General features: G+C 70.8%; 15 protein-coding genes and 1 pseudogene. 10 read left to right on the forward strand and 6 right to left on the reverse strand.

Going from position 1 to position 17248, the window contains the following annotated elements; genetic code table 11:
- The first annotated feature begins 110 nt into the window (after positions 1-110).
- A complete protein-coding gene (locus ACFWYS_RS25710; RefSeq protein WP_384773510.1) occupies positions 111-1487 on the forward strand; it encodes a hypothetical protein in 1377 nt (458 codons plus the stop codon).
- 176 nt (positions 1488-1663) lie between these two features.
- On the opposite strand, the gene ACFWYS_RS25715 is transcribed toward ACFWYS_RS25710, so the two are convergent.
- Positions 1664-2386: a dienelactone hydrolase family protein gene (locus ACFWYS_RS25715; protein ID WP_384773341.1), complete on the reverse strand. Its 723-nt coding sequence runs from the start codon at positions 2384-2386 to the stop codon at positions 1664-1666.
- A gap of 216 nt (positions 2387-2602) precedes the next feature.
- Here ACFWYS_RS25715 and ACFWYS_RS25720 point away from each other — a divergent pair, with 216 nt between their 5' ends.
- From ACFWYS_RS25720 to ACFWYS_RS25740, 5 genes are all read left to right on the forward strand, one after another.
- Positions 2603-2998 carry a molybdopterin-binding protein gene (locus tag ACFWYS_RS25720; protein WP_384773344.1) on the forward strand — a complete coding sequence of 132 codons (396 nt, stop codon included), beginning with the start codon at positions 2603-2605 and terminating at the stop codon, positions 2996-2998.
- A 331-nt stretch (positions 2999-3329) separates the two neighbouring features.
- Positions 3330-4172, forward strand: coding sequence for a molybdate ABC transporter substrate-binding protein (gene modA, locus ACFWYS_RS25725; protein WP_384773347.1), 843 nt, complete (start codon positions 3330-3332; stop codon positions 4170-4172).
- Entirely contained in the window at positions 4169-5032 is an 864-nt protein-coding gene (gene modB, locus ACFWYS_RS25730; RefSeq protein WP_384773350.1) for a molybdate ABC transporter permease subunit, read from the forward strand. Before modA ends, modB begins: the two co-directional genes overlap by 4 nt.
- 30 nt (positions 5033-5062) lie before the next feature.
- Positions 5063-6157: an ABC transporter ATP-binding protein gene (locus ACFWYS_RS25735; protein ID WP_384773352.1), complete on the forward strand. Its 1095-nt coding sequence runs from the start codon at positions 5063-5065 to the stop codon at positions 6155-6157.
- 176 nt (positions 6158-6333) lie between these two features.
- Positions 6334-8490, forward strand: a complete 2157-nt coding sequence (locus tag ACFWYS_RS25740; protein WP_384773355.1) for a PQQ-binding-like beta-propeller repeat protein — start codon at positions 6334-6336, stop codon at positions 8488-8490.
- A 26-nt stretch (positions 8491-8516) separates the two neighbouring features.
- Here the strand turns inward: ACFWYS_RS25740 and ACFWYS_RS25745 are convergent.
- Positions 8517-8945 (reverse strand): annotated as a pseudogene (locus tag ACFWYS_RS25745) (ATP-binding protein); the annotation flags it as partial.
- A 98-nt stretch (positions 8946-9043) separates the two neighbouring features.
- Positions 9044-10204 (reverse strand): DUF5937 family protein, encoded by a 1161-nt coding sequence (locus tag ACFWYS_RS25750; RefSeq protein WP_384773358.1) that lies wholly within the window; start codon positions 10202-10204, stop codon positions 9044-9046.
- 118 nt (positions 10205-10322) lie between these two features.
- Here ACFWYS_RS25750 and ACFWYS_RS25755 point away from each other — a divergent pair, with 118 nt between their 5' ends.
- The 4 genes from ACFWYS_RS25755 (at position 10323) to ACFWYS_RS25770 (ending at position 14168) form a co-directional block, all read left to right on the forward strand.
- On the forward strand, positions 10323-11567 hold the full coding sequence (locus ACFWYS_RS25755; protein ID WP_384773361.1) for an amidohydrolase: 1245 nt from the start codon (positions 10323-10325) through the stop codon (positions 11565-11567).
- Positions 11564-12376: an amino acid ABC transporter permease gene (locus tag ACFWYS_RS25760; protein WP_384773364.1), complete on the forward strand. Its 813-nt coding sequence runs from the start codon at positions 11564-11566 to the stop codon at positions 12374-12376. Before ACFWYS_RS25755 ends, ACFWYS_RS25760 begins: the two co-directional genes overlap by 4 nt.
- Before the next feature lie 62 nt (positions 12377-12438).
- A complete protein-coding gene (locus ACFWYS_RS25765; RefSeq protein WP_384773513.1) occupies positions 12439-13200 on the forward strand; it encodes an amino acid ABC transporter ATP-binding protein in 762 nt (253 codons plus the stop codon).
- A 95-nt stretch (positions 13201-13295) separates the two neighbouring features.
- Positions 13296-14168, forward strand: coding sequence for a substrate-binding periplasmic protein (locus tag ACFWYS_RS25770; RefSeq protein WP_384773366.1), 873 nt, complete (start codon positions 13296-13298; stop codon positions 14166-14168).
- 64 nt (positions 14169-14232) lie between these two features.
- On the opposite strand, the gene ACFWYS_RS25775 is transcribed toward ACFWYS_RS25770, so the two are convergent.
- The 3 genes from ACFWYS_RS25775 to ACFWYS_RS25785 form a co-directional block, all read right to left on the reverse strand.
- Entirely contained in the window at positions 14233-14943 is a 711-nt protein-coding gene (locus ACFWYS_RS25775; protein WP_384773368.1) for a hypothetical protein, read from the reverse strand.
- An 11-nt stretch (positions 14944-14954) separates the two neighbouring features.
- Entirely contained in the window at positions 14955-15605 is a 651-nt protein-coding gene (locus ACFWYS_RS25780) for a hypothetical protein (RefSeq protein ID WP_384773370.1), read from the reverse strand.
- Between the two features lie 661 nt (positions 15606-16266).
- Positions 16267-17241: a GNAT family N-acetyltransferase gene (locus ACFWYS_RS25785; RefSeq protein WP_384773373.1), complete on the reverse strand. Its 975-nt coding sequence runs from the start codon at positions 17239-17241 to the stop codon at positions 16267-16269.
- Between the last annotated feature and the right edge of the window lie 7 nt (positions 17242-17248).

Genomic DNA, 17248 nt, shown 5'->3' on the forward strand with positions numbered 1-17248 from the left:
GAAACGCTGACATCAGGCCCGGACGGCGGTCCGGGACCGGCCACGCGGCCTAGCGTTCCCGTGTGATCCGCACCCTGCCCTCCGCCGAGCCCGACACCGCGCGCTCCGACATGCCCCGCGGTGTCCGACGCGACCTGTACGCCGCCGGGGCCGCCACGCTGCTCGTGACGGCGGCCGTGCTGGTCGGCCGCCATATCCAAGGGGCCGACCACACGCTCTTCGTCGACTGGCCCCCGCTGTTGGCGTCCTGGGGACCCCACCTGGGCCCCGGCACTCCGGCGGCCGTCCTGCTGGCCGTCGCCGTCGTGGCGTACGGTCCCGGCCTCGCGGCCCGTCTCCCCTGGCGGGCCCTGCTGCCGGTGGCCTGGGGCACGGCCACGGCCTGGATCTTCTCCCTCGCCCTGATCGACGGCTGGCAGCGCGGCATCGCGGACAGGCTCACCACCCGCCACGAGTACCTCCAGGTCATCGACCGCTTCGACGACATCCCGGCCGCCCTGCGGGACTTCACCCAGCACATCCTTCTCCAGTCCCCCGACAACTGGCCCGCCCACGTCGCCGGCCACCCGCCCGCGGCCACCGTCACCTTCGTCCTGCTCGACCGGATCGGGCTGCACGGCGGCGGCTGGGCCGGGATGTGGTGCGTCACCCTCGGGGCGACGGCCTGTGTGGCCGTGCTGGTCACGATCCGCGCCATGGCCGACGAGGCACTCGCGCGCAGGGCGGCCCCCTTCCTCGTCCTGGCCCCGGCCGCCGTGTGGCTGGGTGCCTCGGCCGACGCGTACTTCGCGGCGGTGGCGGCGTGGGCGGTGGCACTGCTGGCACTGGCGCTCACCGGCCGGTCCCTGTGGTGGGCGGGGGCGTCCGGGCTGCTATTCGGCCTGACCTGCTATCTGTCGTACGGCCTCACGCTCGTCGCCCTGATCGCGGCAGCGGTCCTGGTGCTCGGCCGGGACGGCATCCGGGGGCGTCCCGCCCTGCTGGTGCCGCTGTTCGCCGGACTGGCCGTGGTCCCGACGGCGTTCACGCTCGCCGGGTTCGACTGGTGGGAGGCGTACCACCTGCTGGTCACGCGCTACTACCAGGGCGCGGGCGGTATCCGTCCCTACGGCTACTGGGTGTGGGCCAACCTCGCCTGCACGGTGCTCATCACGGGCCTGGCGACGGCGGCGGGCCTGCGGCGGACCGGCGCGGCGCTCCTGCGACACCGCGCCGACGCCTCCCCCCGGTCTCCTCGGTCCTACCGGACCCCCCGGGCCTACCGGACCGCCGATGCCCGCCTCGCGCTCCTCGTGTCCGCCGCCCTCCTCGCCCTGCTGGTCGCCGATCTGTCCGGCATGAGCAAGGCGGAGACGGAACGCATCTGGCTCCCGTTCGCGCTGTGGCTGCTCCCGGCCTGCGCGTTCCTCCCTCATCCCCGCGCCTGGCTCACCGCCCAGGCGGTACTCGCGCTGCTCCTGAACCATCTGCTGCACACCGGGTGGTGACCGCGGACGAGGCGGTGGAATCCGGTGTGCGCACCGAACAACTCGGCGAAGGCTTCCAGGCCACCGACCCGTATCCGCTCACGCGGGGAGAGTTCCACGATCAACCCTGTCCGCCCGGCACCGAGCCGGCAGCTGGCGTCCGCTGTCGGCCCGGTGGCTCGGCGTCACCTCAGGTGTCACTTCAGGTGTCGGCCGAAGAAGCGGTCCCCGTCCTCCAACTCGAACCACGGGGTGCCGGTGTGACCGCCCATGTTGGCGTGCAGTGTCTTTTCCTTGCTGCCGAAGGCGTCGAACAGGTCCAGGGCCCGTTGGCGGGGGTTCCCCTCGTCGTCCCACTGGAGCAGGATCAGCAGCGGAATGGTGATCTGCCGGGCCTCCTCGCGCTGGGCGTGGGGCACGTATCCCCCGGCGAAGAACCCGGCGGCCGCGATGCGCGGATCGACCGCGGCGAGGCGGATGCCGACGGCCATCCACCCCGAGTACCCGACCGGGCCGCCGATCTCGGGCAGCGCGAGGAGGGCGTCCAGGGCGGTCTGCCAGTCCGGGACCGCCTTGTGGACCAGCGGGCCGACGAAGGACTCGAAGATCCCGTCGACCGGCTCGCCGGCCTGCATCGCCCGGCGGAGGTCGGCGCGGGCCCGGTCGTCCGCGGCTGAGCGGGGCCGGTCACCGCACCCGGCGGCGTCAATGCCGGCCACCGCATAGCCACGCGCCGCGGTGTAGCGGGCCCGGGCCACGAGCCGCGGTTGCGCCTTGGACATGCCGTTGTTGTGGGCCATCAGGATCAACGGGGCCGGTGCGGCGGATGCGGGCGTCCACAGGGTGCCGGGGATCTCGCCGAGGGTGAATTCGCGTTCGAGGACGCCGTCTTCGAGGAGCTGCTCGGAAGTGAAGTGCATGGTCGTGCCTTTCGGGAGTGCGCTTGAACGGCGCTCCCGGACGACCTATCGCCCGACCGCGACCCCGGAGGGGAGCACCCATGTCGATACTGCGTTCACGGGTACCACCTCCTCGTTCTCCTGCACGGCCGCCAGAAAAGTAGCAACGGTCGCGATGGCCCGCCAACGGGTTTTCGCGGAGCCGGTGGCCCGAGGGCGGCGCCTATCGTGATCCGTATGCAGTCCTACACAATCGGCCAGGCCGCACGGCTTCTCGGGGTGAGTCCGGACACCGCGCGGCGATGGGCGGACGCCGGGCGGGTGGCCACGCACCGGGACGAGGGCGGGCGGCGGCTCGTCGACGGGAAGGATCTGGCCGCCTTCTCCGTGGAGTTGGCGAAGAGCGGTGGCGTCGAGGGGAACACCTCGTACACGTCCGTCCGCAATGCCTTCCCCGGCATCGTCACCGCCGTGAAGCTCGGCGACGTGGCGGCCCAGGTGGAGATCCAGGCCGGGCCGCACCGGCTGGTGTCGCTGCTGACCCGGGAGGCCGTGGAGGAACTGGGGCTGGAGGTCGGCATGGAGGCCACCGCCCGGGTGAAGTCGACGAACGTGCACATCGACCGCGCCTGAGCGGGGCCCAGGATGGCCCGTGCCGGACGACCAGCACGCCCGTCGATTCCGGCCAGCTCACCACGCGGCGTCAGCCGGGACGGGCGGGCCAGATCGCCGGTGAGGGCTATTTCCGCCACGGGGCCGGCGGCCGTACCGGTGGCTGCGAGGGACTGACTCACGGGGTACCACCTCCCGGATGACCGTACCCGGGCCCGAGTCCCGTACAAACGCACATGCCAGCCCAGCAGATCACAGTTGCGGCTCATGCGAAGAGACAGAGGACTTTTTCCTAGCAACTGCGGCAGTATCAAATCGGCCGACCTGGTCGTAGAGAGGGAGTAGAACCGTGATGACCCGTACCGTGCGCCGGACCCGCCGCCCCCTGCGGGTGGCCGCTCTGGGAGCCGTCGCCATGCTGGCCCTGGGTGCCTGCTCCTCCTCCGACTCGGACTCCGCTACGAACTCTGCGAAATCAGACTCCGCAGCGTCCGCCTCGGGCTCCGGCTCGGGCAAGGTGTCCGGCTCGGTCACCGTCTTCGCCGCCGCCTCGCTCAAGGAGAGCTTCGAGAAGCTGGGCAAGCAGTTCGAGCAGGCGCACCCGGGCACGAAGGTGACCTTCAGCTTCGGCGGCAGCGACTCCCTCGCCGCGAGCATCACCGGCGGGGCCCCGGCGGACGTGTTCGCCGCCGCCAGCCCCAAGACGATGAAGATCGTCACGGACGCCGGGGACGCCTCCGGCACCCCCGCCACCTTCGTCCGCAACCAGCTGGAGATCGCCACCCTGCCGGGCAACCCGGACAAGGTCGCCTCCCTGAAGGACCTCACCAAGTCCGGCCTGAAGGTCGTGCTGTGCGACAAGGAGGTGCCGTGCGGCGCCGCCGCCCAGAAGGCGCTGGACGCGAGCAAGCTCAAGCTCACACCGGTGTCGTACGAGCAGGACGTCAAGGCCGCCCTGATCAAGGTCGAGCTGAAGGAGGCGGACGCCGCCGTCGTCTACAAGACCGATGTGCACGCGGCGGGTGAGAAGGTGGAGGGCGTGGAGTTCCCCGAGTCGGCCGACGCCATCAACGACTACCCGATCACCCTGCTCAAGGACACGGAGAACGCCGAGGCGGCCAAGGCGTTCATCGCGCTGGTCCAGTCCGCCGAGGGCCAGAAGGTCCTGAGCGAGGCCGGGTTCCTCAAGCCGTGACCGTCCCGACCGACAAGTCCGGTGCCGCGACCGACACCCTCCGGGGTGGGCCGCGGCGCCGGCGTGTGCGGACCGGCGGCGGCCACGGGGTGCCGCTGCCCCTGCTCCTCCCCGCACTGATCGGCCTGGCGTTCCTCGTCGTGCCGCTGATCGCCCTGCTGGTGCGCACCCCGTGGCGCAGCCTGCCCGGGCAGCTGACCAGCGCCGAGGTGTGGCAGGCGCTCCAGCTGTCCCTGGTCTGCGCGACGGCGGCGACCGCGGTGAGCCTGGTCCTCGGCGTACCGCTGGCCTGGCTGCTGGCCCGGGTCGAGTTCCCCGGCCGAGGCTTCGTACGGGCCCTCGTCACCCTCCCCCTCGTCCTGCCGCCGGTCGTCGGCGGCGTCGCCCTGCTGATGGCGCTCGGCCGCAACGGCGTCGTCGGGAAGTGGCTGGACGCGTGGTTCGGCATCACCCTGCCCTTCACCACGGCCGGGGTGGTCGTGGCCGAGGCGTTCGTCGCCATGCCGTTCCTCGTGATCAGCGTGGAGGGCACACTGCGGGCCGCCGACCGGCGCTACGAGGAGGCCGCCACGACCCTGGGCGCCTCCCGCTTCACCGCGTTCCGCCGGGTCACGCTGCCCCTGATCGCGCCGGGCATCGCGGCCGGCGCCGTCCTCGCCTGGGCCCGGGCGCTCGGCGAGTTCGGCGCGACGATCACCTTCGCGGGCAACTTCCCGGGCCGTACCCAGACCATGCCGCTCGCCGTCTACCTCGCTCTGCAGAGCGACCCGGAGGCGGCCATCGCCCTCAGTCTCGTCCTGCTGGCCGTGTCGATCGCGGTCCTGGCGGGACTGCGTGACCGCTGGATGACCGCCTCATGACCGACACTGCCTCATGATCGGCGCTGCCTCATGACCGACATCGAGAAGACGGCCGAGGGTGCCGTGGGAGCGTCCGGGCCGGCCGGTGCGGGGCTCGACGCCCGGCTGGTGGTCGAGCGCGGCTCCTTCCGCCTCGACGTGAAACTGACGGCGGCGCCCGGCGACGTGGTCGCCCTGCTCGGCCCCAACGGCGCCGGCAAGACCACGGCGCTGCGCGCACTCGCCGGGCTCGTCCCGCTCACCGGCGGCCACCTCTGGCTGGACGGCGCGGAGCTGGACCGTACGCCACCGGAGTCCCGCCCGGTCGGCGTCGTCTTCCAGGACTACCTGCTCTTCCCCCACCTCACCGCGCTGGACAACGTCGCCTTCGGACCCCGCTGCCACGGCGCCACCAAGGCGGAGGCACGGGCGCAGGCCGCCGAGTGGCTGAAGCGGATGGACCTCGCCGCCCACGCGTCGGCCAGGCCCCGCCACCTCTCCGGCGGCCAGGCCCAGCGCGTCGCCCTCGCCCGCGCCCTGGCCACCCACCCTCGCCTGCTCCTCCTCGACGAACCCCTCGCCGCCCTCGACGCACGCACCCGCCTCGACATCCGCGCCCAACTCCGGCGCCATCTGGCCGACTTCGAGGCGGTCGCGGTCCTCGTCACGCACGACCCGCTCGACGCGATGGTCCTGGCCGACCGTCTCGTCGTCGTGGAGGACGGCCAGGTGGTGCAGGAGGGCACCCCGGCCGACATCGCCCGCCATCCCCGTACGGACTACATCGCCCACCTCGTCGGCCTGAACCTCTACCGGGGGCAGGCCGAAGGGCACCTGGTCCACGTCGACGACGGCCCCACGCTCACCACCACGGAAGAGCTCACCGGCCCGGTCTTCGTCGCCTTCCCGCCCAGCGCGGTCACCCTCCACCGGGACCGCCCCACCGGCTCCAGCGCCCGCAACGTCTGGCGCTGCGAGGTCGCCGGCCTGGAGACCCACGGCGACCAGATCCGCGCCGCCCTCACCGGCGAACTGCCCCTGGCCGCCGACCTCACGACGATCGCCGCCGCCGAACTCGACCTCCACGCCGGCGCCACGGTCTGGGCGACGGTGAAGGCGGCGGAGACGCACGCGTATCCGGCCTGAGGAGTGACGTCGTGCCGCCCCCTCCGGATCCTGTCCGAGCGGACGGACGGACGTCCCCTCGCACGGCTCACGGACACGCAGACACCGATCCGTGACAGGTGCGGCTCCGCTTCCGGCGTGGCAGGCCCTACGCTGATGCCCGTTAGGCAGGCCGGCGCTGGGAAGGATGATCGGCGATGACGCCCCTGAGCACCGGTGACCCGGAATCCATAGGCGGGTACACCCTTCTCGGCCGGCTCGGGGCGGGCGGCATGGGAGTCGTCTACCTGGGGGTTTCCGCCTCGGGACGGCAGGTCGCCGTGAAGCTGGTGCGCGGGTCGTACGCCCAGGAAGAGGAGTTCCGCACCCGCTTCCGGCAGGAGATCGCGGCGGCGCGCAGAGTGAGCGGCGCCTTCACCGCGCCGGTCGTGGACGCAGACCCGGACGCCGAGCGGCCCTGGATGGCGACGCTCTACGTGCCGGGGCTCAGCCTGGCCGAAGCCGTGGAGAAGAACGGCCCGTTGAGCCAGCGGGAACTGCGCACGCTGGGCCTGGGCCTCACCGAGGCGCTGCGTGACATCCACCGGGCGGGCCTGGTGCACCGGGACCTCAAACCGGGCAACGTGCTGATGACCGAGGACGGGCCGCGCGTCATCGACTTCGGCATATCGCGCGCCTCCAACCACCAGAGCCTGACCATGACCGGCCGCATCATCGGCACGCCGCCCTTCATGTCGCCGGAACAGCTCGCCTCTCCCCGGGACGTCACCCCGGCCTCGGACGTGTTCTCGCTCGGGTCGCTGCTGGTGTTCGCGGCCGTCGGCACCGGGCCGTTCGACGCCGACAGCCCCTATATGACCGGCTATCAGGTGCTGCACGAGCCGCCGGACCTCGACGGCGTGCCCGAAGCGCTCCTTGACATCGTCGGGCGCTGCCTGGACAAGGACCCGGCCGCACGGCCGGAACTGGCGGACATGCACCGCCTGCTCCAGGCGCTGCCGGAGTCCGACGCCACCGCGCCCCCGAGGACCAGGGACTCCGCGACCCCCCGCCCACGCCCCGCCCCTTGGGGATCGGCCACCGCCTCCGCGAGCACCACCACCCGCACCGCCACCCGCAAGGGACGCCGGCCCCGGATGCTGCTGGCCGCGCTCGGCACGGCGCTGGCCGTCGCCGGGCTGTCCGTCGGGGTCGGTGTCTTCCTGGCGGGCCAGGGCACGACGACCGCCTCCGACCCCGCCGCCGCGACGGCCACCACCCGTACCGCGTCGCTGCCCAAGGGCTGGCGGCCGTGGCGCACCGCACTGCGGCACGACGTGCGGGGCGTCCCTCTCGACTACCAGTCCCTCGGCTGCGTGACGGGCACGAACGCCCTGTTCTGCGGCGGTACGGGCTTCACCGCCGCCCGGCTCGACACGGCCTCCGGCCGCGTCCTGTGGCGGTTCGGCACCCGCCCTCAGGGGGTGCAGCCGATCGGCGTCCGCGACGGACTGGTCTATGTGTACGAGGACCCGGACGACTCGGTCAGGCGCGTGGTGGCCCTCGACGCCGCGACCGGGCACCGGCGGTGGCAGCGCGACATCAGCAAGTCCGAGGACGCGATCCTGTACGACGGCGGACTGCTGACCCTGTCCCCCGACCACTCGACGTTCGTCGCGTACGGCCGTGCCGGCAAGGAACTCTGGACGGCGCCCTCGCTGGACGAGTACTGCACCACATCGGTGCTCGGCGGCACCCCCTACGCCCTGTGCACGGCCGCCACCGAGCCCGGCCAGGCCCCGGTCGACCTGATGAAGCTCGGCCCCGGCAGCCTGACCGAAATCGCCACCCTGCCCAAGAAGGCGCTGGCGCTCGGCGCCGTCGACGGCCAACCCGTGTTCCTCGCCCCCCAGACCGCGAAGGACGTCTACGAATCCGGGTACGAGCGGCCGTACAACGCGCTGCTGCGCGTGAACCCGGAAACCAAGCAGGTCAGGCGGATACCACTGACCCCCGCACTGACCGGCGCGGCCACCCTCGTGGACGGCGTCGTCTACTTCGTCCGGTCCGACGGGACGGTCACCGCGGTGTCGGCGGACAGTGGCAAGCAGCTCTGGCAGAAGGCGACGGACATGGAGAACCTGTCCGCACCCGCAGTGTCGGCGCCGTACAAGCGGGTCTACTTCTCCAACCGCTTCGGCCGCCTGCTGGCCCTGGACAGCCGCACCGGAGTCGAGTCCTGGCGCACCTCCGCGCTGGACAACCCCGGGGACAAGGCCCAGGGCACCCCTCCGAGCGTGCTGCTCATCAAGGACGCGATCGTGGCGACGACCGGCGACACAGCCTTCTCCCGAAGCCCGGACGGGCCTTCCTGACCGGGCGTCAACTCCCAGGGCAGCTCGATCCAGACGGTCTTGCCTCCGTCGTCGGTTCGCTCGGTGAAGACGACCCCGTTCAGTTCTTCCAGCAGGGCGTGCACGATCTTCAGGCCGCGGCCATGGGTGGCGTCGGTGTCGGCATCGGCATCGGCATCGGTGCCGCTGTCACCGAGCGCGGGGCAGTCGGGGTGGCCGTCGTGCACTCCCATGCGGATCCAGGCGCCGTCGCACAGTTCCAGTACGACACCGATGTGCACGGTGGCCGCCGACGCGTGGAGCACGACGTTGGTGAGCAGCTCCGAGGCGATCAGCCGTATCGCGTGGACGGTCTCGCTGCCGGTCGGCACCCCCCAGCCCTTCAGGGTGTCCAGGACGGCCCGTCGGGCGAGCGGGACCTGCTCCGGGTGCGCGGGGATGTGCAGGGACCGGGTGCTGCGGCGCTGAGCGTTCATGGTGTCCGGTCTCCTCGTGCGGTGGCGTGCACGAAACGCTAGGAGAGCGGGGCCCGCACGGGACGACGGTTGTCGCGGTACCGGTAAGTCTCGGGCGCTCAGTGGAACAGCGCGGTGAGCAGGTCTTCGCCGATGCTGCGTACGCGTTCCAGATGCAGTTGGTAGTACGCCCGTCGGCCGTCGCGCTCGACCGTGACGAGGCCGGCCTCGCGCAGCCGGGCCAGATGGCGGGAGACCTGCGGCAGGGTCATGCCGCTGCGGTCGGCCAGTGCGGAGGGGGTGAGGGGTTCACGGGCGATGGCGCGGGCGATCCGCTGGCGGCCCGGGTCCCGCATGACTTCGAGGCGGCGGTGCACCACCGCGTAGCCGGGCTGGTCGTCGCCCTCCGGCACCAGGGGGTAGTGGACGACCGCCGCCAGCCCCGGCTCGTGCTTGACCAGCAGATGGGGGCGGCCGAAGGCGGACGGGATGACCAGCACCGGAGTGGTGGCGACGTTCACGATGCCGTGGTGGAACTTGTCGAAGACCACGCGCGGCGGTTCCTCCCGGTACGACGCCGTGGAGTCCAGGTCCGCCAGCGTCCTGCCGGGACCGCTGTGCTCGATGGAGTCACGCAGTCGCGGCAGCTGCCCGGCGATCACGCGGGCGGCCCTGGCGAGGTCCGGTTCCAGCGCACGGGCCGCCTGGGCGAGCAGGTCGAGGAGGTCGGCGCGCAGGGGTTCGGGGGCGTCGAGGAGTCTGCGGGCGAGTTCGGCGCGGGCGGTGGAGCGCTGCTCGGCCGCCGTCACCAGGCCCTCGCGCTGAGCGCGGTCGTACAGCACCCGGTCCAGCGGGGCACCGGAGTTGCCGCCCCGGATCGCGTATCCGGTCAGCTCTGCGAAGAGCGGCAGCGGCAGCTCCGCCAGGTCGTCGAGCTCGGCTTCGAGCGGCCGGTCCCCCGAGGCGCCCAGCGGGAACAGATACCGGGCCCGGTACGAGGCCCACAGCGGCGCCCAGTCCCTGATGCGCCGCCTCAGTGCGGGGGTGAGAGTGGAGGTGGGCGCCCCGTCGCGGGTGGATCCGTCGCGCGTGGCTCCGTCAGGCGTGGCTCCATCACCGTCCGCGGCATCCGCGTCCAGCCCGCGGACCCAGCGCAGCGCACGCGGATGGTGCTCGGCCTCCGTATAGGCGTGGAGCGCCGCGCCCAGCTCGGCGAGCGGCGAGGCACCTGCGGACACGCAGGAGGGGGAGGCCCCGGCGAGCGAAAGGACGACGCTCATGGCCACCTCCGGCACGCCGGGAATGTCGCTTACCGCGACCGCGACAACCATTGTAGGTACGGCCTCCGGTCGGCTCTACGGTTCCGACAACCCGCCCGAGCCTCGCCCCGGAGTCGCCATGAATCAGCCCGTCCCCGCCGGTCTCCCGGCCGGCCTCCGCGCCGCCGTACAGGATCGCCGCTCCCAGCTGGAGCAGCTCAGCCTCGATCTGCACGGCACGCCGGAGACCCGGTTCGAGGAGCACTACGCCGTCGAGCAGTTGGCCGGCCGGCTCGCCACCGCGGGCTTCGAGGTGAACAAGGGTGTGGCAGGCCTGCCGACCGCCTTCACGGCCACCCACCGGGGGCCGGTCGACGGTCCGACGGTCGCGGTGCTGCTGGAGTACGACGCACTGCCCGGCATCGGCCATGCGTGCGGGCACAACCTCATCGCGGCCGGCGGACTCACCGCCGCCGTCGCCGCGGCCGCCGTACGGCCCGACCACCCCGGCACGCTGATGGTGATCGGCACCCCTGGCGAGGAAGGCGGCGGCGGCAAGATCCTCATGCTGGACCGCGGTGTGTTCGAAGGCGTGGACGCGGCGGTGATGTTCCATCCCGGGGACCGCAGTCTGCGGGCCCGGCACGCACTGGCCGCCTGCCATCTGCGGCTCACCTTCCACGGGGTGGCCGCGCATGCCGCCAAGATGCCCTGGGGCGGTCGCTCCGCCGCCGCGGGCGCCCAACTGTTCCTGACGGCGGTGGACTCGCTGCGGCAGTTCATTCCGCCGACGGCCCGGGTGCACGGGATCATCGCGCACGGCGGCACCGCCCCGAACGTCGTACCCGACCGCACCGTGGTGGACCTCTTCGTACGCGAGGCGACCTCCGCCGCACTGGACGAACTGATGCCCCGGGTCCTCGCGGCCGCCGACGGGGCGGCGCTCGCCACCGGCACCACCGTCGAGACCGCGGAGACCGCGCCGCGCTACGCCGAGCGCGACGACAATCTGGTGATGGGCGACCGGATCGCCGCCTACACCGCCGGCCTGGGCCTGGAGCTGGAGCCGCCGTCCCTGGCCAATCCGGCCGGTTCCTCGGACATCGGCAACGTCTCGATCGCGCTTCCGGCGATCCATCCGTACGTCCAGATCTGCCCCCGCGACACCCCGAGCCACTCCGTGCGGATGCGTGAGGCCGCCCGCAGCCCGCGGGCGCACGAGGCGGCCACGACGATGGCGACCGCCATGGCCGCGCTCGTGCTCGACCTGCTCGGCGACCCGGAGTTCCTCACCGCGGTCCGTGCCGAGTTCCACGCGTCCGCTCCCGGTTCCACCGCCGGTGCGGGAGCCGTCTGTTCCACCGCTGGTCAGGAGCCGTCATGACCTCCTCGTCTCCACCCGCCCTCGCATCGGACGCCCTGTTCAACACGTTCTTCAACTGGGACCTGATCGCCGAGACCTTCCCCCGTCTGATCACCGAGGGGCTGGCGAACACCCTGATCATCGCCGCGGGCGCGATCGTTCTCGGCACCGCCATCGCCCTGGTGGCCGCGATGCTGCTGCTGTCCAATCGCCGGCTGGTGCGGCTGCCCGCCCGTATCTACGTCGACGTCTTCCGCGGCCTCCCGGTGATCATCACGGTGATGCTGGTCGGGGTGGGCCTGCCCGCGGCCGGGATCCGCCCGTTCGGCACCGACCCGTTCGGCTACGCGATCCTGGCGATCGGCATCATCTCCGGCGCCTACACCGCTGAGATCTTCCGCTCCGGCATCCAGAGCGTCGACCCCGGCCAGCTGCAGGCCGCCCGCAGTCTGGGCCTGAGCTATCTCAAGGCGATGCGCCTGGTGGTGGTGCCGCAGGGCATCCGCCGGGTACTGCCCGCCATGGCCGGCCAGTTCGTCAAGGACATCAAGGAGAGCTCGCTGGTCTACCTCCTCGGCCTCGCCGCGGGCCAGCGCGAGCTGTACTTCATCGCGCACGAGGAGGTCGCCCGGACCTACAACTCCTCGCCCTTGATCGCCGCGGGCCTGTGCTACCTCGCCCTCACCATCCCTCTGACCTACTTCGTCAACTACCTCGACAGACGGCTGCGCGAGGGCCCGCGCCCCGGAAGCCTCCCCGCTCCGGCCGAGCCCGACCTGCCCAAGACCCCGCTCCAGCCCGCCGGAACCGAAGCAGGAGAAGGCCGATGACCCCCGCGACCGCCGGACGGGACCCGATGCCGCCCTCGATGCCCGAAGGGGCCCCTGCGACGATGGCCCCCGTCGCTCCCGCCGCTCCCACCACCCCCGCCGCCGTACAGGTCATCGGTCTCAGCAAGAGCTACGGCGCCGTCCCCGTGCTGCACGACGTCAGCCTGGAAGTGCAGCGTGCCGAGACCCTCTGTCTGATCGGCCCCTCGGGCTCCGGCAAGTCCACCCTCCTGAAGTGCCTCAATCTGCTGGAGAAGCCGAACGCCGGTGAGATCTGGCTCGGCGAGACCTGCCTGACCGCGCCGCGTGCCGACGTCGATGCCGCCCGCGCCCGGATCGGCATGGTCTTCCAGCACTTCAACCTCTTCCCGCACATGAGCGTCGAGCGCAACGTCACGCTCGCACTGACCTCCGTGAAGGGCATGGGCCGCGAGCAGGCCCGCACGCTCGCCCGACGTCACCTCGACGAGGTCGGCCTCGCCGCCTTCGCCGACCAGCGGCCCGGCCGGCTGTCCGGCGGGCAGCAGCAGCGCGTCGCCATCGCCCGTGCGCTCGCCATGGAGCCGGAGCTGATGCTGTTCGACGAGGCCACCTCCGCGCTCGACCCCGAACTGGTCAAGGACGTGCTCGCCGTGATGCGCGATCTCGCATCGGGCGGCATGACCATGGCCGTCGTCACCCACGAAATGGGCTTCGCCCGGGAGGCCGCCGACCGCGTCGCCTTCATGTGCGACGGCCGTATCGCCGAGATCGGCACCCCCGACCGGATCTTCGAACGCGCCGACCACCCCCGGCTGCGCCAGTTCCTGTCCCAGGTCCTGTAACCCACCCCCGGGCGGTCCTGTCCACCCTCGCCCCCCGCCTCCCGGGCTCCCCTCCCCGCCTCCGTCGTGCACCACCCCACCAGAAAGCCCAGATCATGCACCTCACATCGCGCAGATCACTGCTCGCCGGCACCATCGCCGCCACCCTGCTGCTGCCCCTGACCGCCTGCGGCGGCGGCAGTGAGGCGGCGGACTCCACGGCCGCCAAGTACAAGCTCGTCCAGAACGGTGTGATCACCGCGGCCACCCAGTCCGAGCAGCCCCCCTTCGCGATCACCGATGCCGCGGGCAGGCCCACCGGCTTCTCGGTCGAACTCATGAACGAAGCCGCGAAGCGTCTCGGCCTGAAGGTCCAGTACAAGACGACCACCCTGCAGGGCATCCTCGCCGGTCTGTCGGCCGGGCAGTACGACATCGGCGTGGCCGGCGTCGGCGCGACCGCCGAGCGCAAGAAGCAGGTCGCGTTCACCACCCCGTACTACTGGGGCTTCACCGACGTCCTGACGCTCAAGAGCGGCAAGCAGACCACGCTGCCGGAGTTCGACGACAAGCGAGTCGGTGTCGTCAGCGGGTCCGTGCAGGAGACCTTCGTCAACCGCGAGATGATCCGGGCGAAGCCGGTCAAGTTCAAGGACCAGACCGCGCTGATCACGCAGTTGCTCTCGGGAGGCATCGACGCGGCCGTGCTGGGCGGCGCCAGCGCGGACGCGTACGTCGCGAAGGAGCCGGTGCGCATCGCCGTGAAGCTGGAGAGTCTCCAGGGCAGCGCCTTCCCGATGCGCAAGGACGGCGATCCCAAGCTGCTCAAGGACATCGACGACCAGATCGACGCGATGATCGACGACGGCACCTACATCAAGCTCTACCGCAAGTACTTCCACGACCCGATCGCCGCCGACCTGATCACCGAACGCCCGAATCTCGCCAAGCAGGTCCTGAACACTGACCTGGCCCCCAGCCGCCGCTGACCGGATAGTGGGGGCGCCTTCCTCAAGGCAGGGCGCCCCCACCTCCGGCGACCGTGGCGCGCGGTCAGCGACCCGCGAGCCAGTCCGCCAAGTCGTAGACGGCATCGCAGTAAGGGTCGTGGACGTCCTTCCGCATGCGTTCCAACTCCCCCAGCCGCAGAAGGACCGGAAGTGCGGCATGCACTGCGGTTACACCGACGGCCACGGAGCCTTCTTCGTCCCGAAGGGGAAGGTCAACGCCGAATGGCGGAGCGTCCTCTGACGTAGGGGTGTCCAGGTAGAGGCGGCACGTCGCCTGGTCGAGAAGCAGGAACCCACGCAGACGCAGTTCCGCAGGCTCGCCCGGTTCCTCGGAGAGGGAGAACGCCGCCGCTGCCGCATGCAGCGCGTCCGGCACGTGGAACCGAGGCCGGGCGACGAAGGCATGGACAGCGGCGGAGGCGTCGATCACCGGAATCCCGAAGGAGTCACGTGGCGCCTCCTCGACGTTGCGTCCAGAGCAGTCGTCCATTGCGCCGCGCAGGGCGGCCGCAAGGTCGCCCGAGGGGATGTTTCCGCCATGCTGATCCGTGAGCGGCACGTCGAACGCGACGGAACTGTCCAGCCGCCGCCCGTCCCACACCACAACGCGACCGACGCCGCGCCGGTCCGGGGACGCCACCACACCACGGACGAGCCTGACTTCCTGCCCGAACGCGAACGCCGTGACCCGACTCAGCATTTCCCGCGCCAACTGCGCCTGCAAGCCGGAAAGGCCGGCCTCGTCCCACATCATCGAGTGCTCCGTCATACCCGGTTCAACGCGTCAGGGCATTTGTTGGCACCCTGGCAGAAAGCTGTGATCACGCCGATCTTGTCGTCGTGATCGGCGAGCTTGTACTTCTTGTCGCTGGTCTCCCAGTGGTACTGGGCAATGACCTTCACTCGGGCGAGAATGATCCCGAGGTTGTCGTACAGCACAGCGCCGTACACCTTGCGGGTCTTCGTGCTCCCGTCTTCGGGATGTTCGTTCACCGCCGCCTTGATGACCTTCTCGTTGTGGATGTTGTGCGGCCCGGAGAAGTGGGCCCAGCCGAACTCCCTGTTGCCCTGGCGAGTCGGGATGTAGCGGCCGTCCTTGTCATGGGCCGTGAACTTCACCACGCTCCAGTGGCTACCGGCCTCACCGGCTACGACCCCTGAATCCGATGGTTCGTCGGCCTTGTAAGTGAGCCCCCGCGCAGCGGCCTTGGCCGCTCCGAAGGTCTGCACGTACTGCTCATCGGAGGCAAGATGAAGCCCACCCTCGCCCGCGTCCGTCGCAGCTGGATTGCCAACAGCGCTGGTTTTCAGTGCGGTTGTCGACTGCCCGGAGAAATCGGAAGCGTTGGCATACGCGGGAATCGCTCCGACAGTCACTGATCCAAGCAGTGCAATGGACGCCAATTTGACCTTCACGTGTTCCCCCAAGTTCCTGTGCTCTGTTGCGAGGCACTCTGGTGCCGAGGTGCCGAACTGATGCCGTGGTCCGCGGCATCACGTTGGATCAACCTACTCCGCTGATAATCAATAGCCTCTCCATAGCCGACCAATATTTGATCAATCCCGCTCGATTCAGGCCCTGCCCTGCAGAGCTGGACACCTCGGAAGCCGGCCACGGCATGACCGGGTGCCAAGTGAACGCGCTCATGCGCCTGTTGATCGTTGACCCGGGCATGGTGCCCGGGTCTGGATGGCGAACTCCCCGTCGACGACCTGCGCGGACTGCTGGCCCGCTCATCCACATGCTCACCGCAGCGGACATCGAGCCGGTCGCATCGGTCCTGGAGCGGCACCCCTCCGAGGCAACCGGGGTGCTCGCGGCGACGGCCCGAGAGGTGCGACGAACTGGCTCGCGCGGTGATGGCCACAGAAACCCTGTCCGAGGTGGAGACCCTCAGCCGTGCACCCTGCGGCTATCTGGACACAAGAGATCCTCTTGTCCTCCTACGCCGCAGAACAAGTAGCCGACGTGCTTCCACGAGCGGCAGCACGGTCCCGCAGCATCACAACGACGTCCTGGTGTCAGCCGTCTCCTAACGGCATCGAGGCTTCCCCGAAGCCGAGTACGGCGGTGGACTCAGCGCCAGTCGTCGATCACGTAGGCGTCCGGGTGGCTGTAGCCGGGTTCGTTGGGCTTGTGCATGGTCACGCCCTGCAGCCAGGTGCGGAAACCGCGGTCGACCATGCGCCGGTAGGCATCCTGGCGGGCCAGGTTCATTCCGGCGTCCAGTTGCCCCAGTCCCTGCTCGGTGGCCAGCTGCTCGCACGCGTTCAGCAGTCGTTCGAACCGGTCCGCGGCGTCCGGGCCAGGGCGTACGGCACCGAATTTGACGAAGCACACGTCCTCACCGGCCTCCGACCCCGCTCCGCAGTGGCAGACAGCCAGACCGTCGAGGTCGGAGTCGCCCCCCTCAAGGAGGATGGTGTCACCGAGCCCCTGCGCCTGTGTGGCCATGATTTCGCGCTCCAGGCTGAGGCCCTCGTACACGGCCCCCGTCAGTGCGCGACTGAGGCTCAGTGCTTCGGGCCGCTCAGCGGCGGTCAGCTCGCCGTACAGCACTCGGCCGGGGACTGCGGCACTGACGGTGACCTGTTTCTTCATGATGGCCGTAAGGAATCGGGGCCAGAAACCGTACCGGCGGTAGAGCTCAAGGTGCTTGGGACTGTGCGAGAAGGTGAACAGGCCGAGGTGGCGGTTCTCCCAGGTGTCGAAGCAGGCCATGACCGGTTCCATGAGGCGCCTGCCGACGCCCTGGTCCCACAGATCGGAACGTACGGTCAACGGGCCGAAGAACCCGACGCTGCCCCAGTTGGCGGCGAAGTTCGATCCGACGACCTCGCCCTCGACTGTTGCTGCGAAGGCCGCGTGTGGATCTGCCGCCCAGCGGGTGCGGACATAGTCGGCGGTCCCGAAGAACGTCTCCGGCTCAGGGGCCCCGAGGAAGGTCCCGAAGGCGACCCTGAAGATCTCGTCGGCCCGATCCAGGTCCGGCTCGACCAGCGGGCGGACCGACACCGAGGCGGCGACACTCGTTCGCTTCGCAGCGGGCATGATCGCT

It is taken from the genome of Streptomyces sp. NPDC059010 (assembly GCF_042740355.1).
Classification (GTDB): Bacteria; Actinomycetota; Actinomycetes; order Streptomycetales; family Streptomycetaceae; genus Streptomyces.